Here is a 22,197-nt window from a genome sequence, read left to right on the forward strand (position 1 = left end):
CCCTCGGTAGCGTGTCCGAGCGGCCAAAGGAGCACGCCTCGAAAGCGTGTGTGGGGGCAACTCCACCGTGGGTTCGAATCCCACCGCTACCGCTTGGAAAGCCCGAGGGCCCGTCCGATCCGGACGGGCCCTCGGCGTTTCCGCGCACCCTCGAACGCGGAAAGGCTCCGTACTCGGGGCCGATGACCACCAACGCCCGGAGAGTACGGAGCCTGGAGGGGGGAGCGGCTCGGGGGGACTGACCGCTCCCCCGGCGGAGTCCCACAACCGGTGCCGCGTCGGGGGGAAGCCGCGGCGCCCGGTCCCACAGCGGGGAACTCCGGATCCACGCACCGGGGATTCCTGCCAGATCCTCGGTACGTCTTCCATCCTGCCGCCCGGGCCGTGGACGGGCACCCGGAGAAAGGCCCCACTCACGGGGACCTTCGTCCCGCCAGGCGAACACGTCGCACACTTGATAGCCCGTCCGGTGGATAAGCTGCTTCCGCAGGGCCGCTCGGGGATCCGGATGGCGGCGGCCCACAGCAGGGAGGAAGGCACCCGATGGCGCAGGCGAAGAAGATCGGCATGGTCCTCCTCCTCATCTTCGTCCTCTACTCGATCATCAGCTCACCGGCCCGCTCCGCCCAGCTCGTCCAGCTGGGGTTCGAGGGCATCTCGAACGCGGCCAAGGCGGTCGGCACCTTCATGACCGGACTGATCAAGTGACCGGGCTCGTCACGTGACCGGTCCGGCCGTCTAGCGGGCGGCGGTCGTCCGGTCCCGGCACACCGGCTACGGTGAGCGGGACCCTCTGCCCCCGTCCGCGAGGAGCGGCAATCGTGATCCGCCATCTGGTCCTGTTCAAGCTCAACGAAGGCGTCGCCAAGGACGACGAACGCGCGCTCGCCGGCGCCAAGGCGTTCTCCGAGCTCGGTTCGCTGATCCCCGAACTGCGCGCGTGGGAGTGCGGCTGGAACACCACCGAGCGGGACATCGCCTACGACTACGCGATCAACAGCCTGGTCGAGGACCGCGACGCCCTGCAGGCCTACCTGACCCACCCGGCCCACCAGGCCGCGGCCGGCCAGTGGCGCGAATTCGCCACCTGGGTGATCGCCGACATCGAGGTCTGACCCCTCCCAGGCACCCCGGCCCGTCCCCCGGACGGCCCGCTGCGCCCCGTCCGGCCGCCGGGCGGGGCGCCTTGCTCTGCCCCGGAACGATCCTTGCGGCGCCTGGTCGGGAGGCCGGGTGAAGCCCCGACGCACTACCAACACACCTCCATCGGGTGCTTGCCCGACCTGCGCCCACCTTGTGATGCTATGACCGGTTTTGCCGGACATGGCGAGGTGGTGAACCAGCCGCGACACCCGATCCGCAGGGCCCGTCGTTGTCGACTGAGGGAGGGGTGACGTGTCCGTGGACGAAGTACTGGCGGCGATCATCAGTCCGGCCGGCGAACTCCGTCCGGACGGTCTGCGCGGCCCCGGCGGCCGCCCCGTCCTGGACGTCCGGACGCTGACCCGGGTGTTGTTCGAACGGCTCGCGGAACTGCCTCCGGACGCCCCCGAGCGGGAGCGGGTCCGGGCCGCCCTGATCGAGGTGAACATCCCGCTGGTGCGCTACGCGGCCACCCGCTTCCGCAGCCGCAGCGAGCCGATGGAGGACGTCGTCCAGGTCGGCACCATCGGCCTGATCAACGCGATCGACCGGTTCGACCCGAGCCGCGGGGTCCAGTTCCCCACCTACGCGCTGCCCACCATCCTCGGCGAGATCAAGCGCTACTTCCGGGACAACGTCCGCACCATGCACGTCCCGCGCCGGCTCCAGGAGCTGTGGGTCCAGGTCAGCGGCGCGATGGAGGAGCTGACGGTGCTGCACGGCCGGGCCCCCAAGGTGCCGGAGATCGCCGCCAGCCTGCGGATCCCCGAGGAGGACGTCCGGGCCTGCCTGGACGCCGGGCGGGCCTACAACGCGGCCTCGCTGGAGGCGGCACAGGAGCACGAGGGCGGGCTCGCCCTGCTGGACCGGCTCGGCTACGAGGACGCCGCGCTGGCCGAGGTCGAGCACCGGGACATGGTCCGCCACCTGCTGGTCCAACTGCCCGAACGGGAGCGACGGATCGTGATGCTGCGGTTCTTCGCCAACCTGACCCAGTCGCAGATCAGCACCGAACTCGGGATGTCCCAGATGCACGTCTCGCGGCTGCTCTCGCGCATCCTGACGAGGCTTCGGACCGGCAACTCCTGGGAAGACTGAGATTGCAGCGCGTTACCCCCGCGTGACATCTTGCGACGTTCGGGTTTGCCGTGGACCGTGTTCCGGTATGGAGGGGGAGGGCCCCGCCGGGAACCACCGTGCGACGGCCCCCGTTCAAGTGTCAGTCACAAGGGGGTGGGTGCATGTCCGGAGAGCTGGGCACTGCGGGGATCCACGCTGGTCAGGCCATTGGTACGGCGGTCGCCGAGGACCGGATCCCGCTCCAGCGGGTCCCGGCCGCCGCGCCGCCCGGCCCCGAGACGCCGCCCGGCTCCGGGTTGGACACCCGGACGCTGTCCCGCTCGCTGTTCCTGCGGCTGGCCGCCCTGGAGCCCGGCAGCGAGGAGCACACGTACGTCCGCGACACCCTGATCGAGCTCAACCTGCCGCTGGTCCGGTACGCCTCCGCGCGCTTCCGCAGCCGCAACGAGCCGATGGAGGACATCGTCCAGGTCGGCACCATCGGCCTGATCAAGGCGATCGACCGGTTCGACCCCGAGCGCGGGGTGGAGTTCCCCACCTTCGCGATGCCCACCGTGGTGGGCGAGATCAAGCGCTTCTTCCGGGACACCAGCTGGTCGGTCCGGGTGCCCAGGCGGCTCCAGGAGCTGCGGCTGGCGCTCACCAAGGCCGGTGACGACCTGTCCCAGCGGCTGGATCGCTCCCCCACCGTCGCCGAGCTGGCCGCCTGCCTGGGGGTCAGCGAGGAGGACGTGGTCGAGGGCCTCGCGGTGGGCAACGCGTACACCGCCAGTTCGCTCGACTCCAGCCCCAGCGAGGAGGACGGCGACGGGCCGCTGGCCGAGCGGCTGGGCTACGAGGACCTCGCGCTGGAGGGCGTCGAGTACCGGGAGTCGCTGAAGCCGCTGCTGGCCAAGCTGCCGCCGCGCGAGCGCCGGATCATCATGCTGCGCTTCTTCGGCAACCTCACCCAGTCCCAGATCGGCGAGGAGATCGGCATCTCCCAGATGCACGTCTCCCGGCTGCTCACCAGGACGCTGACCCAGCTCCGCGAGGGCCTGATCAGCGAGGGCTGACCGGGTCGGCCGAGGCCGGACTCCCGCCGCCGTCCAGCAGGTTGGCCCGCAGGCCGGCCAGGACGGCGGCGTCCAGGCCGAGGCCGTCCCGCCAGAACGCGTCGAAGTCGGACCAGCCGGCCCCGACCTCGTCGAAGGCCGCCGCCAGGTAGCCGGGGTCGGCCCGGAACACCGGCTGGAGCAGCCACGGCTCGCGCATCAGGCCGCGGGCCTCCAGATCGTCCATCACCCGGCGGACGACCGGGGCCGAACGCTCGTTGGTGAGCAGGTAGTCGGCGAGGACGGTCTCGCGGTCGACACCGAGGGCGGTCAGCACGAGGGCGGCGGCCCAGCCGGTGCGGTCCTTTCCGGCCGAGCAGTGGAACAGCAGCGGCGGCCCGTCCGGGGCCGCCAGCAGCCGCAGCAGGGTGGCGAAGCGCTGTCGGGCCACCGGGTCGGTGACGAACCAGCGGTAGAGGCCGGTCATCATGGCGGCCGCCCGGCCTTCGCCGAGCAGGGCGCGCTGCTTCTGCGGGCTGCGGTCGGCGAGGGCGCTCCGGATTGTCGCGTGGATGTCGAAATCCGTTGCGAGCAAAGGGAGATGGTGCAGGGTGACACCGTCCGACGCGGCCGCCTCGACGGTCACCGCGGTGCCCGCGGTGACCGCGGGGGCGGCCGCGGCGAGGTCGGCGACGGGAAGTCCGGGCAGCCGGTCCGGTCCGGTCTCGCGGACCTCGTCGAGGCTCCGGAGGTCGATCACCCGACGCAGGCCGAGCGCGCGCAGCGGCGCGAGATCCTCGGCGGTGACATGGTTCAGGCCATCGCTTCGCAGGGCCACACCGCGCCGCAGCACCCGTCCGTCGGCCGTCCGGTAGCCGCCCAGATCGCGGGCGTTGACCGCACCGCGCAACCCGAGACTGCGCCCGACCAGCGCCGTTCCGGCCGGCTCCGGTACCGCATTCCGTCCGCCCCCGATTGCACCGGACTCGGTCCGCCGATCGGCCACGCAAGCGCCTCCATTGCATATTCGGACTGTCACATGGCACAGCGGTGTCAGATATTGCATGAACCTGCCCGACGGACCGGCAAGATGTGCAAGAGTGTCATGCGCGACGACGACAGTGTAGGTGTCCGCGTGACCCGCCCAAGCCGCACGGGCGGTAACCAGGTGTAGCCCTCAGCTTCCGCTTTTTCATTCTCAATTCATTATTTGCATGGCCGGTCCGGTTCCGGTCACAATCAGCGCCTTCATGGCTTCGCCATGAACGTTGGTAACAGGTTCGCTGCACTCTCGCCCAATTGGTCCCGCGCGGAGCCACCCCTCGACCAGGATGGGCGCCGGGCAGCCTGCTGCCCGCGAACAGCTACAGGGCAGGCGAGCGCTGAGCAGCGAGGCGCCTACCCCAAGGGGAGGATCACCATGGGTCGAGCGACCCGAAGAGTTGCCGCATGCGCGGCGGCAGTTCTGCTGGCCAGCGGCCTGCAGACCACCCTGGCCCACGGCGCCACGCCGCCCAGGATCGACCTCACCATCCTGGTCATCGACGACGGAGGCCCGTCGGTCGCGGCGATCACCGCCGAACTCAAGAACCAGGGCACCCCGTACAAGGTCGTCAACCTCAATGACACCAACCGTCCCGTCATCACCTCCGCTTTCCTGAGTGACACGGTGAACGGCCAGCCCCGCGGGAAGTACCAGGGCATCGTCCTGCCCAACGAAAACCCCTTCCCCAACAGTGCGGCCGAGATGACGGCGATCGCCGGCTACGAAGCCGCATTCGGAATCCGGCAGATCGACGCGTACACGTTCGCAAGTCCTGCGGTGGGTCTGAACTACGCTCAGAATCCCGGTTACTACGGCACGTTGGACGGTTTCCAGGGCACGACCACGGCGGCCGGCACTTCGGGCCCATTCGGCTACCTGAAGGGCAGCGTCCCGTTCGAGGACAACGACCCGACCGTCAGCGAGAGTTACGGATACCTGGCCACGCCGCTGGCCAACCTGCCGACCGGCGCCTCGTTCGTTCCGCTGGTCGACGCCGCGATCCCGAGCACCACCTCGCGCGGTTCGCTGGTCGGTGAGTACACCCACGACGGCCGCAAGGAGCTGGTCGTCACCTTCGTCTACAACCAGTACCAGCAGCAGTACCGCCTGCTGGCCCGCGGCATGGTCGACTGGATCACCCAGGGCGTCCACCTCGGCTACGACCGCAACTACTTCGCGGCCCACGTGGACGACGTCTTCCTGGCCGACGACCGCTGGGACACCGTGCTCAAGTGCACCCCCGGCGACGTCACCTGCCCGCCCGGCACCCCGGACACGGCCAACCCGATCCGGATGACGCCGGACGACGCCCAGCACCTCAAGCAGTGGCAGACGGCCAACAACTTCACCCTGGACATGGTGTTCAACGGTGGCGGCAGCGAGGACTGGAAGGCCGACCACCAGACCACGGTGGACCCCACGGCCAACCAGATGATCACCGACCAGAACAGCTACCGCTGGGTCAACCACACCTACAGCCACCCGTACCTGGGCTGCGTCCAGGACGTCACCGTGGTGCCGTGGCGCTGCACCAAGGACGCCTCGGGCAACACCGTCTGGACCGACCAGGCCACCATCTCGGGCCAGATCAAGGACAACTTCGACTGGGCCGCCAAGAACGGCCTGAAGGTCGACCCGCAGGCCCTGGTCACCGGCGAGCACTCCGGGCTGCTGACCGCTCCGCAGGAGAACAGCGACAACCCGAACCTGGCGCCGGCGCTGGCCGCCAACGGCATCAAGTTCACCGGCAGCGACGCCTCCCGCGAGTCCGGCCAGCGCGCCGTCGGCTCGTCCACGCTGACCGTGCCGCGCTACCCGATGAACGTCTTCTACAACGCCGGCACGGCGAAGGAGGAGGCCGACGAGTACAACTGGATCTACACCAGCAAGGCCAACGGCGGCAGCGGGATCTGCGAGAACAACCCGAACTCCACCTGCCTGCCCCAGCCGCTGGACGCCAACACCGGCTACCAGTCGTACATCGTGCCGCTGGAGGCCCGGATCGACCTCGGGCACGTGCTGAGCAACGACCCGCGGCCGCACTTCATCCACCAGTCGAACCTGTCCGAGGACCGGATCCTGTACCCGGTGCTGGAGAAGATCCTCGGCACCTACCGGTCGCTGCACGCCGACAACGCCCCGATCGTGAACCTCGGCGAGCGGGAGATCGGCCAGGAGTTCCAGCGCCGCGGGGCCTGGAACGCGGCCGTCGCGGCCGGTCAGGTCACCGCCTACCGGGTCGGCAACACCGTCACCGTCAACGCTCCGGCCGGTGTTCAGGTCCAGGCCACCATGCCGACCGGAACTTCTCAGAAGCTGGTCATCGGATCGACCGCCTTCGGTTCGTCCTACGCCGGTACGCTCTCCGGTTGGGTGTCTCCGGGCACCCTGCAGAGCAGCGTCGCCCTGCAGCTCCCGTCGAGCGCCACCCCGGCCGCCCCGACCGCCGTCGCGCCCGGCGCCGCGGCCAAGTCCGTCCCGGCTCCGGCCCCGGCGGACAAGAAGGTCGTCCCGCAGGGTGTCGCCACTCCCGTCCCGGTGGGCCCGGGCGACACCGGCCGCACCAGTGCACCGTCCCTGGTCCCCGGGAGCGGAACCCCGGTGCCCGGCAAGGACGTCGCCACCAACGGCAACGGCGCGACCGCCGCGGCCACCAAGAGCGGTAAGGCCACCGGGGGGGCGGCCTCGCTCGGCACCAGTACCACCGGACGCTCCGGCAACCGGTAGCCCGCAGCACCCGATGGCGGGGCCGGGCCGGTCGCCCGGCCCGGCCCTGCCTCGGGTACCGTTCCCGCCACCCAGGCCGGACACCGACGCAAGGAAAAGGAACAGGAGGGGGGACAGGAGATGCGCGTCACCCTGCTCACCGAGGGGACGTATCCGCACCAGCACGGCGGCGTGAGCGTCTGGTGCGACCAGCTCGTTCAAGGCATGCCGGACGTCGACTTCGACGTCATCGCCGTCACCGGTACCGGCCACGAACCACTGGCCTGGGAGCTGCCCGCCAACGTACGGTCGGTCACGACCGCACCGCTGTGGGGCCCCGCCTCCGAGGCCGGGCCGCCCCGCGGCAAGGAGATGCGGCGCTTCCTCAACGCGTACGAGCGCTTCCTGCACTCCGTCCTCGATCCGGTCTACACCACTCACTTCGGCACCGAGCTGTACGGCTTCGCCGACCTCGCCCGGCGCGGGCTGCTCAGCCCGGCGCTGCGCAGCGAGCGGGCCCTGCGCACCCTCCAGCACGTCTGGACCCGCGACTACCTGCCCACGGCCGTCTCCCGGCCGACCATGCACGACGCCCTGAACGCCACCGACCTGCTGGAGCACGCCCTTCGGCCGCTCTCGGTCGAACCGCCCAAGGACGGCGTCGCGCACGCCGCCAGCGGCGGCCTGGCCACCCTGCCGGGGCTGATCGCCGCACAGCAGTACGGCGTACCGTTCCTGCTGACCGAGCACGGCATCTACCTGCGCGAGCGCTACCTCGGCTACCGCACCGGCCCGTACCGCTGGCCGGTCAAGGCGCTGCTGCTCGGCTTCTACCGGATGCTCGCCGAGGAGAGCTACCGGCAGGCCGCGCTGGTCACCCCCGGCAACCGGTACAACCGGCGCTGGGAGGAGCGCGGCGGCACGCCGTCCGCGCACATCCGCACCGTCTACAACGGCGTGGACCCGGCGGCCTTCCCGCCCGCCGGGCCCGAGCCCGAGACGCCGACCCTCAGCTGGGCCGGCCGGGTCGACCCGATCAAGGACCTGGAGACGCTGATCCGGGCCTTCGCCATCGTCCACCGTGAGATCCCCGAGGCGCGGCTGCGGCTCTTCGGTGGAACTCCCAAGGGCGGCGAGGCCTACCGGGACGGCTGCATAGCCCTGGCCGCCGAGCTCGGCATCGCCGACTCGGTGGCCTTCGAGGGCCGCGTCGCCGACATCACCGACGCGTACGCGGCGGGCAACGTGGTCATGCTCTCCAGCATCAGCGAGGGCTTCCCGTTCACCCTGATCGAGGCGATGTCCTGCGGCCGCTCGACCGTCTCGACCGACGTCGGCGGCGTCCGCGAGGCCGTCGGCGACACCGGGCTCGTCGTCCCGCCCCGCGAACCCGAGCCGATGGCGGCCGCCGCGATCGAGCTGCTGCGCGACGCCGAGCGGCGCGCCCGGCTCGGTGAGCAGGCCCGGCTGCGGGTCATCGAGCAGTTCACGCTCCGCCAGAACATCGACGGCTTCCGGGGCATCTACACCGAACTCCTCGGCACCGCCCGCTGGATGCCGGACGGCGTGGTGGCCGTCACCGACCAGTCCCCCGCCCCCGACTGGGACCAGCAGCTCGCCGCCGCCAGCCCGCAGCCGAGCGAGGTGGGAGCGTGAGCGGGCCCCTGCGCCTCGTGCAGGACGAGGGCGGATCCGAGCGGACGATGCAGCTGCACACCCTGCCGCTCAAGCGCCGCCGCCCCGCCGGGCCGGCCCAGCCCGAGCCCGAGGAGCAGCTCGACCTCTCCGCGGACCCGCTGGACGAGCTCGCCGAGCGGCTGCACGACATCTGCGCCGACGCCGTCCACCCGTACGAGATCGCCGCGTTCCTGGAGTCCGACGGCCTCTCCGACGAGCAGGCCGCCCTGCTCTACGGCCGGCCCGACTCGTTCACCCTCGCCGAGGAACTGTTCGAGAAGGTCGAGCGCCGCTACCCCGGTCCGAGCTCCGAGTTCGCCAACCCGTGGCGGGCCGACCCCTGGCGCTGCGTGGTGCGCGGCCTGGTGTTCGCCCTGCCCGGGCTCGGCTACCTGCTCGGCGCCAACCTGTTCGCGGCCACCCGGATGCGCTTCGGCCTGCCCTCCGGCATGCTCGCGCTGTCCGTCGCGACGCTGGTCAGCTGGGGCTTCAACCAGGCGCTGGCGCACCGCTCGTACCGCTGGCTCGGCCGGCTGCGGCGCCGGGAGGCCGCGATCTGCCTGGCCGTCGGGGCGCCGCTCGGCGCGCTGGTCGCGTCCGCTGCTGCCTACGTGGTCGGCGGGCCGCTGGGCGCGCTCTGGTTCGCCGCCGGCCAGTCCCTCTACCTGGGCGCGGCCACCGTCCTGCTGGTGCTCGGGCGGGAGAAGTTCCTGCTGCTGGCCCTGGCCCCGGCCTCGGTGGGCGCGGGCGTGGTGCTGGCCACGGACGTCCCCTCGGTCGTACGGACGGTCGTGCTGCTCGTCTCGCTGGTGCTGGCGGTCGGCCTGGCCGCGCGGGAGCTGCTGTTCTGCATCCGCGGCGGCGAGAAGGAGTCCGTCGCGATGAGGCTGCCGATCCGCCAGGAGATCCCGCACCTGCTGTTCGGCCTGGCCTGCGGCGCCCTCACGCTGATCGCCGGCCTCGGCGAGACCATCCACCAGGCGGTGCAGACCGGAGCCGCGCACGACGCGAAGGCCACCCCGACCGGGCCGGCCATGATCGCGCTGACGCTCAGTCTCGGCCTCGCCGAGTGGCTGCTCTTCCGCTACCGGGCGATGGCCGTGGCCGCGCTGCGCACCAGTCACACCAGCGGCCAGTTCACCCGCCGCACCGGCGGGATCCTGCTCGGCTGCCTGTTCATCTACCTCACCACCGTGGCCGCGCTGGACGCCGCCGCGACCGTGCTGTGGCCCGGCGCCCCCGCGCTCGGCGTGCCGCAGCTCGGCGCGATGCTGCTCCTCGGCGGCTCGCTCTGGCTGGCGCTGCTGCTGAACGCCTTCGGGTTCAGCTGGAGCACCGCCCTCATCTGTCTGGCCGCCGCGGGTGCCGAGAGCACCGGGCTGCTGACCGGTGTGGATCCGATCGTCCTGCAGCTGACCGGCTGCGGGGCGGCCGCGCTTCTCCTCACCGCCATCGCCGGGCCCGCGCTCGGCCGCACCACCCAGCACCGCTGAACACCGAAATCACGCACGCCCACATCGCGTGCACCGCAGGACCCGCTCCACCTGAACAGCACTTCACCCGAACAGCGCGCCACCTGAACGTGCTTCACGGCACGGCTGAACCACCACCGGCCGGTCACCACCGAGAGTCCGGCTGTTCCCGAAATCGAGAGAGCGAATCACGCATGAGCAGCGTCGCGGTCACCGGAGCCGAGGGCTTCATCGGCTCCCACCTCGTCGAAACCCTGGTCGCCGACGGGCACCACGTCCGGGCGATGGTCCAGTACAACTCCTTCTCCTCCTTCGGCTGGCTGGAGACCCTGTCCGAGGAGGTGCTGGAGTCGGTCGAGATCATCCTCGGCGACGTCCGGGACCCGGGCTCGGTCAACGGCCTGGTCAAGGGCACCGAGGCGGTCTACCACCTGGCCGCCCTGATCGCCATCCCGTACTCGTACCGGGCCCCGCACTCCTACGTCGACACCAACGTCACCGGCACCCTGAACGTGCTGGAGGCGGTCCGCCACCAGGAGATCCCGCGCCTGGTGCACACCTCCACCAGCGAGACGTACGGCACCGCGCAGACCGTGCCGATCACCGAGGACCACCCGATCAACACCCAGTCCCCGTACGCCGCCTCCAAGGCCGGCGGGGACCGGCTGGCCGACAGCTACCACGCCAGTTTCGAGACCCCGGTCGTCACCCTGCGCCCGTTCAACACCTTCGGCCCGCGCCAGTCGATGCGCGCCGTCATCCCGACCGTGATCGCCCAGCTCGCGGCCGGCGAGACCGAGATCACCCTCGGCGACCTGCGCCCGACCCGCGACTTCATGTTCGTCAAGGACACCGCCCACGCCTTCCGCACGGTCGGCACCGCGCCCGCCGAGACCGTGGTCGGCCGGACCTTCAACGCCGGCACCGGCGGCGAGATCTCGGTCGGCGACCTGGTCACCCTGGTCGGCAAGCTGATGGACGTGGACGTCGCGGTGAAGGAGGACGAGCAGCGCATCCGTCCGACCAACTCCGAGGTCATGCGCCTGGTCGCGGACGCCACCCGGCTGCGCGAGGCCACCGGCTGGGCCCCGCAGTTCACCCTGGAGCAGGGTCTGGAGCAGACCATCGAGTTCTTCCGCGACCCGGCCAACCTGGCCCGCTACAAGACGGACATCTACAACGTCTGACCGCCGTACCGATCATGCCCGTCCTGGTAACCAAGGTTCGTGTCCTGCACATCCTTTCCGTGGGGGAAACACCATGCATGCAGTGATCCTGGCCGGCGGTAAGGGCGTCCGTCTCCGCCCGTACACCACCGCGCTCCCCAAGCCGCTCGTCCCGATCGGCGACCAGCACGCGATCCTGGAGATCGTGATGCGCCAGCTCGCCGCCGCGGGCTTCAAGACCGTCACCCTGGCCATCGGCCACCTCGGCCACATCATCCGCGCGTACGTCGGCAACGGCTCCCAGTGGGGGCTGCGGGTCGGCTACGCCGTCGAGGACAGCCCACTCGGCACCATGGGCCCGCTGCTCACCATGCAGGACCGCCTGCCGGAGCACTTCCTGGTGATGAACGGCGACATCCTGACCGACCTGGACTTCGCCGGGGTGCTCAAGCACCACGAGGCGTCCGGGGCGCCGCTCACCATCGCCACCTACGCCCGCCAGGTGAAGATCGACTTCGGCGTGCTGACCACCGAGTCCGGCACCATCACCGGCTTCCAGGAGAAGCCGAGCATCGACTACCGCGTCTCGATGGGCGTGTACGGCGTCTCGCGCTCGGCGCTCGCCAAGTACACCCCCGGCCTGCCGCTCGGCTTCGACGAGCTGGTGCTGGACCTGCTCGCCGCCAAGACCCCGCCCGCCGCCTACGACTTCGGCGGCTACTGGCTGGACATCGGCCGCCCGGACGACTACGACCGGGCGAACGCCGAGTTCTCCTCCATCCGCCCGGTGCTGATGCCCTTCGAGTCGGCCGACGCCGTCCCGGGCGTGGCGGAGCTGCCGATCCCGGCCGCCCGCACCGCCCCGGACGACACGGCCGAGGTGCCCGCCGCCGCCGGTGCCCAGAGCGACGGACGGGCCGCGTGAGAATCCTGCTCCTCGGCGGCGACGGCTTCCTCGGCCGCCACGCCACCGCCGTCCTGCGGTCACTGCCCGGTGCCACCGTGCTGACCGCGGGCCGGCGGCCCGCCCACGACCTGCGGCTGGACCTGGCCACCGCCCAGGCCGGCCCGCTCGGCGAGGAACTGGCCGCGCTGGCCCCCGACGTGGTGGTCAACTTCGCCGGCGCGGTGGCCGGCAGCGCGGTCAAGCTCGCCGAGGTGAACGCGCGCGGTCCGGCCGTGCTCTGCGAGGCGCTGCAGCTCGGCGCCCCGAAGTCCCGGCTGGTGCACATCGGTTCGGCCGGCGAGTACGGCGTCTGTCCGGCGGGCAGCTCGCTGTCCGAGGACTCCGACGCCCGCCCGGTCGGCGTGTACGGCGCGACCAAGCTGGCCGGCTCCCTCGCGGTGGCCGGCTCGGCGCTGGACGCGGTGGTCCTGCGGGTGTTCAACCCGGTCGGCCCGGGGGCCCCGGTGGGCTCGCTGCCCGGCCGGCTGGCCGCCGAGCTGCGCCGGGTGGCGCCCGAGGGCGCCGACGGCGTGATCACGGTCGGCGACCTCTCCGCCTACCGCGACTTCGTCGACGCCCGGGACATCGCCCGCGCGGTCGGCCTGGCCGCCGCCGCGGACCGTCCGCTCCCCCGGGTGCTCAACCTCGCCTCCGGGCGGGCCCGGCAGGTCCGGGCGATCGCGGACGGGCTGGTCGCCGCGGCCGGCTTCACCGGCCGGATCGACGAGAGCGGGGCGGGCTCCGAGCGCTCGGCCGCGGTCTCCTGGCAGCAGGCCGACGTGTCGGCCGCCGCCCGGGAGCTCGGTTGGCACCCGGAGACGGACCTCGCCGACACCCTGCGCGACCTGTGGCTCGACACCGCCGAGCCCGCTGCCCGCCCGGTCGTCGCATGACCGGCGGGATCATCCCCGACGGCCGCCTGCTGGTGCCGCTGTACGTCCACCCCGCGGTGGACCCGGCGGCCTGGCAGGCGGTCGCCGCCGCCGACCCCGGACGGATCGCCGCCGTCGTGCTCAACCTCGCCGACGGGCCGGGCGAGAACCCGGACAACGTCTTCGCCGAGGCCGCCGACCGACTCCGCGCGGCCGGCCTGCCGTTGGTCGGATACGCCGACACCGACTACGGCCGCCGACCGCACGCGGCCGTGGTCGCCGACATCCTGACGTACCGTCAACGCCACGACATCACCGGCGTCTACCTCGACCAGGTGACCACCCACGCGGGTGCGCTGGCGCACTACCGGCGGCTGGCCACGGCCGCCCGCGCGGCCGGCTGCGGCACCGTGATCTTCGGACACGGCGAGCATCCGGACCCGGGGTACGCCGAAGTCGGCCTGGCCGACCTGCTGGTCACCTTCGAGGGCGACTGGGACACGTACCGCGCGATGACGCTCCCGATGTGGACCGGCCGCCACGCGGCCTCCCGCTTCTGCCACCTGGTGTACGACGTCCCGGCCGAGCACGCCGAGGACGCCACCGCGCTGATCGCCGCCCGCCGGGCCGGCGTCGGCTGCGCCGTACCGGGCGCCGGGGAGAACCCCTGGCGCACCCTGCCCTACGGCCTGACCGCCGCTGAACTGACCTGACCCGATCCGGAGTTCGACTACCGTGAACCGCCGTACCCGGCTCCTGCCGGCCGCCATCGCCCTCGCCGCCGCCATGCTGGCGACCTCGTGCAGCAGCTCGGGCTCAGACGACGACAACGGCTCCTCGGCCGACGGCTCGCCGAGCAGCCCGCCCGCGGCCACCGCCCCGACCACCCCGGACGGCGGCACCACCCCAGCCACCCCGCCGGACACCGGCACCGCGACCGCCACCCCCGGCACACCCAGTGCCCCCGGCCCGCCCACCGCGCCCGGCACCTCCACGCCCCCGGGCGCCACCCCCGCCCCGGGCACCCCGGGCAGCACCACCGCCCCGCCGCCGGCCGGCGCCCGCTGGCAACCCACCCCGGGCCTCGCCTGGCAGTGGCAGCTCGGCGGCACCGTCGACCAGTCGGTGGACGTCCCGGTCTACGACATCGACGGCTTCGAGAACGACGCCTCGGTGGTGGCCGCGCTGCACGCCAAGGGACGCAAGGTGATCTGCTACATCAACGCCGGGTCCTGGGAGGACTTCCGCCCCGACTCCGCCGCCTTCGCCAAGTCCCTGCAGGGCTCCGACACCGGCTGGAAGGGCGAGAAGTGGTTCGACATCCGCAAGCTCGACCAGCTCAGGCCACTGATGGCAGCCCGCTTCGACATGTGCAGGAGCAAGGGCTTCGACGCCATCGAGCCGGACACCATCGAGGCCTACAACCAGAACAGCGGCTTCCCGCTGACCCCTGACGACCAGCTCAAGTACAACCGCATGCTGGCTCAGCTCGCGCACGAGCGCGGCCTGGCCATCGGCCTGAAGAACGACCTCGACCAGATCCCGGCGCTGCTCCCGGACTTCGACTTCGCGGTCAACGAGGAGTGCTCGCAGTTCGACGAGTGCGACCGGGTCGCGCCGTTCGTCAAGGCGGGCAAGGCGGTGTTCCACGTCGAGTACAAGCTCGGCACGGACCAGTTCTGCGCCAAGGCCAAGTCGCTCGGCTTCAGTTCGATGCAGAAGAAACTCGACCTGAACGCCTGGCGCAAGCCCTGCTGAGCGCCCACGCGCCGGTTTCCGTCGCGCGGGTGACCCTCGTCCGGGTCACCCGCGCGAGGATCACTTGACCGCCAGCCAGATGACGCCGCCCAACACGGCCAGCACGATGACGGCGACCAGCGCGATCACGCCGGTGCGGTTACCGCCACCGCTGCTGCGGCCGTAGGTGGAGACGGAGCCCGGAGCCTGCGGAGCCGGAGTCTCGTCGACGAACGCCCGGAACATCTGGGTGCTGCCGGCGGGGTCGTAGTCGTTGTCAGCCATGGCACGGACTCTAACGAATCCGCCCACCTCAGGGACACCCCGGACCCCTCCCCCGCAGGCCCCACCACCCGGCCGTGCAACGGCACTACGACAAGCGTGTGAAGTCCGCCCGACGCGCGGAATGCCGCACGGCGCGATCCGGTTTACTCCGACCATGACCGGAAACCACAGCGACGCCCCGGACCGGGTCCGCCTCGGCGCCTCCGACCTGTCCGTCTTCCCGCTCTCCCTCGGCGGCAACGTCTTCGGCTGGACGGCCGACGAGCAGCAGTCCTTCGCCGTCCTGGACGCCTACGCGGCGGCCGGCGGCAACTTCGTCGACACCGCCGACGTCTACTCCGCCTGGGTGCCCGGCAACACCGGCGGCGAGTCCGAGACCGTCATCGGCAACTGGCTGCGCAGCCGCGGCAACCGCGACGACGTCGTGGTCGCCACCAAGGTCGGCCTGCACCCGGAGGCCCGCGGCCTGAGCGCGGCCAACATCAAGGCCTCGGCCGAGGGTTCGCTGCGCCGCCTGGGCGTCGAGCGGATCGACCTGTACTACACCCACCAGGACGACGACACCCCGGTCGAGGAGTTCGTCACCGCGCTGGACGAGCTGGTCCGCGAGGGCAAGGTCGGTGCCGTCGCCGCCTCCAACATCGGCGCCGAGCGGCTGGCCGAGGCGCTCGCCTTCGCCGAGCGCGAGGGCCTGGCCAAGTACGTCGCCGTCCAGCCGCACTACAACCTGGTCTCGCGCGGCACCTTCGAGGGCCCGCTGGCCGACGTGGTCGCCGAGCACGGCCTCGCCACCGTCCCGTACTACGCGCTCGCCTCCGGCTTCCTCACCGGCAAGTACCGCCCCGGCGGCCCCGGCGTCGACAGCGCACGCTCCGAGGGCGCCGCCCGCTACCTGGACGACCCGCGCGGCCCCAAGGTGCTGGAGGCCCTGGACACCGTCGCCGAGCAGCACGGCGTCGCCCCCGCCACGGTCGCCCTCGCCTGGCTGGCCACCCGCCCGACGGTCGTCGCCCCCATCGCCAGCGCCCGCACCGTCGACCAGCTCCCGCCCCTGCTGGCCGCCTCCGCCCTCCGCCTCACCCCCGAGCAGACCACCCTGCTCGACACCGCCTCCGCCTGACCCCACCACCCCCCGCAGGCTGCGAACCCGCCCCCACCCGGCCCCGTTCGCAGCCTGCACCCGTTTCCCGCCGAACGTGAGGCGGCGAACCCCGTGGTGGAGCAGGACACACTCCGGGTCTTCGCCACCCGCTCGGCCGAGCTCCACGGCCGCACCGACCTGAGACTCCCCTGACCGACACGCGGGCCCCCGGCGGATCACACCCGCCGGGGGCCCGAGCCATGAACCGTGATCCGCGCTACGGCCGCCCGAAGTGGGTCGGGTAGTAGCCCGAGTTGAGCGTGGAGACCCGGACCGTCTTGCCCGGCCGCGGCGCCTCCACGAACTTGCCGCCGCCCAGGTAGATCCCCACGTGATGGATCCCCGAGGCCCGGCCGCTGTCCGACCAGAACACCAGGTCACCGCGGCGCAGCTGCCCCGCACTGATCGGCGTGGTGGCCGCGTACTGGTCGTCGGCCACCCGCGGCAGGCTGATCCCGCTGCGCCGGTAGGCCTGCTGGACCAGCCCCGAGCAGTCGTAGCCGGACGGACCGTTGCCGCCCCAGACGTACGGCTTGCCCAGCTGGGCGAGCGCGTAGCCGATGGCCGACTCCACACTGCCGGAGGCCGACGCCTCGTCCGCGGACGGCTTGGCCGCGAGCCGAGTGGAAGCCTGGTCCGCCTCGCCGCCGGACTGGCCGGTACGGCTGGCGTAGACGTCGTAGTGGCTGGTCCACCGCCACTCGCCGCTGCCGTTCTTGAACCAGTACTTCGACCCGTCCCAGCCCTGGCGCAGCCCGGAGGACGAGGCCGAGCCGTTGGACACGGCGGCCGCCTTGGCACTGGAACCGCTGGAGCCGCCCGAACCGCCGGACTGGCCGATGCGGTTCGCGTAGACGTCGTAGTGGCTGGTCCACCGCCACTCGCCGGCGCCGTTCTTGAACCAGTACTTCGCCCCGTCCCAGCCCTGCTTCCCGGCCGCGGCGTGCGCGGATCCGGCACCGGCCGTCAGGCCGACCACGCCGGCGCCCGCCAGCACGGTGGTGGCCAGGCAGGTACTTCGCACGGCGCGGTGTATTCGGCTGCCGCCGGTCGCGGGGCGGGCGGCGCGCGGCCGGACCGCGCAGTTCGGGCAGCCGCAGCCCGCGATCGCGGGGATGCTGCCGGTACTCTCCTCGAACCCGATCAGGCCCCGGCCAAGGGTGTCGAAACCGGCGTCGGAACCGGCGTCGAGGTCTGCGTCGACATCGAGGTCGAGACCGGGCTCGGCGTACGCGCCGGTGGCTATCCTCATGCGGGTCGTCCTTCCTTCCGCCCGGCCCGGGTGGCCGGGGGCGGTACCGAAGCGGCCACTCCGGCCGGGGCGACGAAGGCGACCAGCAACTGCTCCATCAGCGCGCTGCGGGCGGCCTCGTCCAGTTCGTGGGCGGTGGCGCGCTCCAGGCGTCGGACGGCGAGCGCCGCCGCCTCGACCGCGTCGTCCACCAGCACCGTCCGCAGACCGGCGTCCAGGTCGGCCAGCCGGCGGCGGCGCATCGACTCGGCGACCTCGGGCGCGTAGTCCAGCGCCAGCGGCTGCGCCGAGTACACCTCCAGGCCCGCCGGGGCGACCTCGGCGGCCAGCGCCCTGGTCAGCTCGTTGGCGAACCACTGCCCGTCGCGCAGCGCGGGCCCGGGCGCCGCGTTGCTGTCGCACGGCAGGGTCGACGCGGTGCGGGTGAGCACGGCCTGGACCTGCTCGCGCAGGTAGCTCTCGTGGTCCTCGATCGCCATCAGCGCCCGCGCGGTGTCCTTGACCCGCCAGACGATCAGCAGCCGGACCACGATCGGCGTGCCGGTCCGGTCGACCACCTTGACCGGTTCGCTGCGCCAGTGCCGCAGCCGCACGTCCACCCGGCGCCGGCGCAGCAGCGGGTTGACCCACACCAGGCCGGTGCGGCGGACGGTGCCCCGGTAGCGGCCCCAACGGGTCAGCACCCGGGTCTCACCGCCGGCGTTGGCCAGCAGCCCGGCGAGCGCGAACACCGCGAGCAGGCCGGTCCCGCTGACCACGGCGATCGACGTGGCGTCCGCCTCGGCCCGGCCGCTCGCCTGGGCGGCGGCGCTGCGCAGGTCGGGCAGGACGTCCCAGTACGGGATGACGCCGTCGCGCAGCATCATCAGCAGCACGCCGGCCACACCGATCAGCAGCACCAGCAGGGCGATCCAGCCCGGCAGGGCGCTGGCGGCGTACTCGCGCAGCGCCTGGTCGGCGCGCGGGGGGCGGCGGGAGGTGGCGGCGGCAGGGGCGCCGACCGGGGTGGCCTCGGGGATCTCGGCGGGCTGCGGCGCGGCCGTCTCCAGCGGGTCGCGCAGGTCGGCGGCGCCGCAGGCCGGGCCGGGGACGATGGCCAGCGAGGTGGTCACCGGGCCGCCGTCGTCCGGGCCGATCGACGTGGCCGTCTTGACGGCCGCGGCCTTGGCCAGCTGGCTGGCGCCGGAGGCGGAACGTTCCGGCAGAGCCGGAGAGAGCGCCTTGGGCAGGTTGTCGGGTCGCTGCGAAGAATCGCGGGTGACGTCCATGCACGGATCCTCGGGGTCGGTGTGTCGCGCAACGGGCGGCCCGGATCTGACGGGCAGTGCCAGAGTCAGGCTAAGTTCATACGTCATCAAATGCGACATTTAGATGATGTGTGTCGACATTTGCTGACGTATCGTCCGAAGCCGACCTGACGCGCAGACACATGAGCGGATGGTCGGGATGGTTCGGCGCGGGTCAGCGCCGCCGAGCACCGGGCCGCCGGGTGAACACCCGACGGGTGATCAGTCCGATCCCGGTGAGCACCAGCAGGCCCCCGGCGAGCCCGTCGCGCCAGCCACTCGCGGCGGCCCGTTCGGACGCCGCGTGCGGGGCCTCCACAGGATCACCCGCGGGCGACGCACTCGGCGGCGGCAACGGCAACGGCCGGGCGTTGTCCGCGGCGGACGCGGCCGGTTCAGCCGTCGGCGCCGACGCCGGGGTGGAGGTCGGTGTCGAGGTCGGGGTCGGGGTCGGTGTTGTCGAGGGCGGGGTCGGTGTTGGAGTCGACGCGGCGACACCGACGGCCGCCCGGGACGGACTGGCGCCCGGGGACGGAACGGCACCGGGAGTCGTCGGGACGGAGAGCGCGGAAACCGTCGGGGCGGCTGGAGTCACAGGAGTAGCGGGTACCGACGCGGAGGGCACGGCCACCGCCACCTGCGGCGGAGCCGCCGCCGGGACGGCGATCGGCAGCAGCCCCGCCGGCACTGCCGTGAGCACCGGCGCATCGACCGTCGCCGAACGCACGGGCGTGGACGACGCCACCGGACCGGACGGGGAGGCGGCCACCGGAGCGGACGCACTGGCCGAGGGCACCACCGGCACCGCCACGCTCGGGCTCGGCACCGCGGGGACCGACACCGCCGGTGCCGACACCGTAGGGCTGGGCAGCCCAGGACTCGACACCGTAGGGCTGGGCACCACCGGAGTCTGCACCGCACCGCTTGGCGCCACCACGCTTGGCACCGCCACGCTTGGCACCGGGCTCGGCGCCACCGGAGCCGACACCGTCGGGCTCGGCACCGCCACGCTTGGCGCCGCCGGGCTCGGCGCCGACGCCGCGACGTGGACCGGCACCGCGTCCGCCGCCGCCTCGTTCCCCGCCCGGTCGGTCGCCGTGACGACGAGCCACTGCTCCCCGTCCGTCAGATCCCGGTTGGCGGTGCAGGTCCAGCTTCCGTCGAGGGCCGCCGTCGCCCCGCACAACACCGTCCGCCCGCCCGAGGCCGACGCCGAGGCCGCCCCCGTCGAACCACCCGCCCGCGCCGTGACCAGCACCTTCGAGCCCGGCTCGGCCCGCCCGGTGAACTTCGGCCGGCTGACCCGCAGGGTCTCCCCGGCAACCGGCGAGCCGAGCACCGGCCGGTCCGGCGGAACGGTGTCGACGACCAGCGCGATCGCCTGCCCGGCCGTCCGGTTCCCGGCCCCGTCGATCGCGACGGGGGTGAGCAGGTGGCGCCCGTCCACCAGGTTCTCCACCGGCAGGCAGGACCACTGGCCGTCCGCCCGGACGGCGCTGCTGCACAGGTCGGCGGACTGGTCGGTGACCGAGACGACGCTGCCCGCCTCGCCGGTGCCGGTGAGCTGGAGCCCCGGGTCGTTGGTGTACTCCGGGAGGATGAGGACGGGCGGGGCGGGCGGCGCCGTCTTCACGGCGACCCGGACGGGCTCGCCGCGCAGCACCACGCCACCGCTGGTGATCTCGACCGGGGTGAGGGCGTGCGGGCCTGCGGTGAGCGCGCCATCCGGCCGGCAGGACCAGTCGCCGCCGCGCTCGACCCGGGCCCGGCAGACGGTGGCGTCGCCGTCCCTGATCTCCACCGAGGCGCCGGCGACCGCGCCGTCGCCGTGGATCCGCGGGCGGGCGTCGGCGAGGGCAGTACCGTCGACGGGTTCGGCGATCTCGGGCCGGGCGGCGCCGACGGTCATCTTGATCCGCTGGTCGGCGACCTGCCCGGAGTCGGCGAAGCCGCCGGAGGAGACGAGTTGGCTGGCGTCCCGGGCGATCCGCAACCGGGCCCAGGTGTCGCCCGAGGCGGCACCGGCCGGGACGGTCCATTCCAGGGTCGCGGTGTCGGCGCCGGCCGGGACCTCGGTCTGCACCCGCTCGGCGGAGTCGAAGCTCCCGCTGTGGTCGAAGTCGACCCAGCCGGCCAGGGTCGCGGGCCGGTCGTCCACCGCCACCGGGACGGTGAGCCGGTAGTAGCGGCCGATCGCGGCCTCGGTCGGGAAGCTGATCGACGGGTCGGCGCCCTGGTACTCGCCGCGGCCGGGCTGGAGCTTGGGCGGCAGCGGGCTGGCGAAGACGCTGCGCCGGCCGTCCCCGTGGTCGAGTTGGACCAGCGGATCGCCGTCCTGGCCGGCGGAGCCCGCGGCGGCGGGCCTGGACCGGGCCCGCCGGGTCGCATTGCCGGCATCGGCGCCGAGGAACAGGTCGGAGACCACGTGCGAGGCGTTGCCGTAGCCCTGCGGGGCGGTGCCGAGGTCCTCGTCGACGGTGACGGTGTAGGCCTGGCGCAGGACGGGCGGCGCGGTGGTGCTGCCGATCCGGGCGGTGGCGCGTTGCTCGACCCGGAAGACCGCGGTGCGCAGGGTCCCGGCGAGTTCCAGGGTGCCCTCGGCGGCGGAGCCGGCCGCGCCGTCGGAGCCGCCGTCGGCGCCGGCGGGCGCGAGGGTGTTGGCGTCGACCGTCCAGCCGGGCCAGTCGGTGCGATTGACCAGGGTGGGGGCGACGGGTGAGCCGCCGGTGAGGGTGAGCCGGGTGGCGGTGCTGGTGGTGCCGGATTTCCCGGTCGCGGTCGCCGCCAGTCCGCTGAGGTGCAGCCGGGGATTCCGGACCGGTCGGGAGAATGTCAGCCGGAGTGTTCCGACGGTGCGCCAGGATCCGTCCGTCTGCGGACGTTTCTCGGTGACGCTGAAGGTCTGCGCAGGGTCTCCGGGGTGCATTCCGTCCGCGTACAGGCCTGCTGCGCGCCCCCCTCCGGCGCGGTCGGCCAGTTCGCCGGCCTCGGCCGTCACCCCGGCGCCCGGGGAGGCGGTGAATTCGAGCTGGACGGAGAGGCCGGAGGGCAGGACCGCCCGGTGCTCCCCCGACCAGGCGTCAGGGGACTGCTGGGCCACCGAGAGTGGGGCGTTCCCGCCGGTCAGCAGCCCGGCCGCGAGGACGGCCAGGGCGGCGGCCGTGCGGGGAAACTGTCGGCTCATCCGGCTCTCCTTCGCAGTCGGCTGCCGGGGTGCCGGGCAGTCTTGGTACAAGATCCGACAAAAAGGAATCACGATCCTGAACCGGTCATACTGCGACACTTGCGCTTCTGGCCGTGTCCCACCCGATTGGCGGTCATCCGAGCGACAGGACGGGATGTACCCGAAACAGAT

Annotated in this window: 17 protein-coding genes, 1 tRNA gene and 1 pseudogene; 14 read left to right on the top strand and 5 right to left on the bottom strand. The window is 72.6% G+C overall.

Features of this window, described 5'->3' with window-relative positions; translation table 11 throughout:
• The first annotated feature begins 5 nt into the window (after positions 1-5).
• From ACIO5E_RS07065 to ACIO5E_RS07085, 5 genes are all read left to right on the top strand, one after another.
• Positions 6-92, top strand: a tRNA-Ser gene (locus ACIO5E_RS07065).
• Between the two features lie 451 nt (positions 93-543).
• Positions 544-708: a hypothetical protein gene (locus ACIO5E_RS07070; protein WP_280673602.1), complete on the top strand. Its 165-nt coding sequence runs from the start codon at positions 544-546 to the stop codon at positions 706-708.
• A gap of 113 nt (positions 709-821) precedes the next feature.
• On the top strand, positions 822-1,115 hold the full coding sequence (locus ACIO5E_RS07075) for a Dabb family protein (RefSeq protein ID WP_280673604.1): 294 nt from the start codon (positions 822-824) through the stop codon (positions 1,113-1,115).
• A 343-nt stretch (positions 1,116-1,458) separates the two neighbouring features.
• Positions 1,459-2,241, top strand: a complete 783-nt coding sequence (locus tag ACIO5E_RS07080; RefSeq protein ID WP_280674093.1) for an RNA polymerase sigma factor SigF — start codon at positions 1,459-1,461, stop codon at positions 2,239-2,241.
• 143 nt (positions 2,242-2,384) lie between these two features.
• A complete protein-coding gene (locus ACIO5E_RS07085; protein WP_400664649.1) occupies positions 2,385-3,278 on the top strand; it encodes an RNA polymerase sigma factor SigF in 894 nt (297 codons plus the stop codon).
• On the opposite strand, the gene ACIO5E_RS07090 is transcribed toward ACIO5E_RS07085, so the two are convergent.
• Complete coding sequence (locus ACIO5E_RS07090) at positions 3,265-4,263, bottom strand: tyrosine-protein phosphatase (protein ID WP_400664651.1); 999 nt, start codon at positions 4,261-4,263, stop codon at positions 3,265-3,267. The two genes, ACIO5E_RS07085 and ACIO5E_RS07090, sit on opposite strands and share 14 nt — an antisense overlap.
• Positions 4,264-4,677: 414 nt before the next feature.
• On the opposite strand from ACIO5E_RS07090, the gene ACIO5E_RS07095 reads away from it, so the two are divergent.
• The 8 genes and pseudogenes from ACIO5E_RS07095 (at position 4,678) to ACIO5E_RS07130 (ending at position 14,899) form a co-directional block, all read left to right on the top strand.
• Positions 4,678-7,029 (top strand): hypothetical protein, encoded by a 2,352-nt coding sequence (locus ACIO5E_RS07095; RefSeq protein ID WP_400664653.1) that lies wholly within the window; start codon positions 4,678-4,680, stop codon positions 7,027-7,029.
• A 120-nt stretch (positions 7,030-7,149) separates the two neighbouring features.
• Positions 7,150-8,664, top strand: a complete 1,515-nt coding sequence (gene pelF / locus ACIO5E_RS07100; RefSeq protein WP_400664655.1) for a GT4 family glycosyltransferase PelF — start codon at positions 7,150-7,152, stop codon at positions 8,662-8,664.
• A complete protein-coding gene (locus ACIO5E_RS07105) occupies positions 8,661-10,178 on the top strand; it encodes a hypothetical protein (protein ID WP_400664657.1) in 1,518 nt (505 codons plus the stop codon). The genes pelF and ACIO5E_RS07105 overlap by 4 nt, the downstream gene beginning before the upstream one ends.
• A 173-nt stretch (positions 10,179-10,351) precedes the next feature.
• Positions 10,352-11,344: an SDR family NAD(P)-dependent oxidoreductase gene (locus ACIO5E_RS07110; RefSeq protein ID WP_400664658.1), complete on the top strand. Its 993-nt coding sequence runs from the start codon at positions 10,352-10,354 to the stop codon at positions 11,342-11,344.
• A 73-nt stretch (positions 11,345-11,417) separates the two neighbouring features.
• A pseudogene (locus ACIO5E_RS07115) lies at positions 11,418-12,119 on the top strand (NDP-sugar synthase); the annotation flags it as partial.
• Positions 12,120-12,244: 125 nt separating this feature from the next.
• Positions 12,245-13,162 (top strand): NAD-dependent epimerase/dehydratase family protein, encoded by a 918-nt coding sequence (locus ACIO5E_RS07120; protein WP_400664660.1) that lies wholly within the window; start codon positions 12,245-12,247, stop codon positions 13,160-13,162.
• Positions 13,159-13,854 (top strand): spherulation-specific family 4 protein, encoded by a 696-nt coding sequence (locus ACIO5E_RS07125; protein ID WP_400664662.1) that lies wholly within the window; start codon positions 13,159-13,161, stop codon positions 13,852-13,854. The genes ACIO5E_RS07120 and ACIO5E_RS07125 overlap by 4 nt, the downstream gene beginning before the upstream one ends.
• A 22-nt stretch (positions 13,855-13,876) precedes the next feature.
• Positions 13,877-14,899, top strand: coding sequence for an endo alpha-1,4 polygalactosaminidase (locus ACIO5E_RS07130; protein WP_400664664.1), 1,023 nt, complete (start codon positions 13,877-13,879; stop codon positions 14,897-14,899).
• A 60-nt stretch (positions 14,900-14,959) separates the two neighbouring features.
• Here the strand turns inward: ACIO5E_RS07130 and ACIO5E_RS07135 are convergent, their stop codons facing one another.
• A complete protein-coding gene (locus ACIO5E_RS07135; protein WP_400664665.1) occupies positions 14,960-15,163 on the bottom strand; it encodes a hypothetical protein in 204 nt (67 codons plus the stop codon).
• Between the two features lie 154 nt (positions 15,164-15,317).
• Here ACIO5E_RS07135 and ACIO5E_RS07140 point away from each other — a divergent pair, with 154 nt between their 5' ends.
• A complete protein-coding gene (locus ACIO5E_RS07140) occupies positions 15,318-16,283 on the top strand; it encodes an aldo/keto reductase (RefSeq protein ID WP_400664666.1) in 966 nt (321 codons plus the stop codon).
• 238 nt (positions 16,284-16,521) lie between these two features.
• On the opposite strand, the gene ACIO5E_RS07145 is transcribed toward ACIO5E_RS07140, so the two are convergent.
• The 3 genes from ACIO5E_RS07145 to ACIO5E_RS07155 form a co-directional block, all read right to left on the bottom strand.
• Complete coding sequence (locus tag ACIO5E_RS07145) at positions 16,522-17,556, bottom strand: C40 family peptidase (RefSeq protein ID WP_400664668.1); 1,035 nt, start codon at positions 17,554-17,556, stop codon at positions 16,522-16,524.
• Entirely contained in the window at positions 17,553-18,824 is a 1,272-nt protein-coding gene (locus tag ACIO5E_RS07150; RefSeq protein ID WP_400664669.1) for an SPFH domain-containing protein, read from the bottom strand. Before ACIO5E_RS07150 ends, ACIO5E_RS07145 begins: the two co-directional genes overlap by 4 nt.
• A gap of 193 nt (positions 18,825-19,017) precedes the next feature.
• Complete coding sequence (locus tag ACIO5E_RS07155; RefSeq protein WP_400664671.1) at positions 19,018-22,026, bottom strand: Ig-like domain-containing protein; 3,009 nt, start codon at positions 22,024-22,026, stop codon at positions 19,018-19,020.
• Between the last annotated feature and the right edge of the window lie 171 nt (positions 22,027-22,197).

The sequence above is a fragment of the Kitasatospora sp. NPDC087314 genome (genome assembly GCF_044744365.1).
Lineage (GTDB): Bacteria > Actinomycetota > Actinomycetes > Streptomycetales > Streptomycetaceae > Kitasatospora.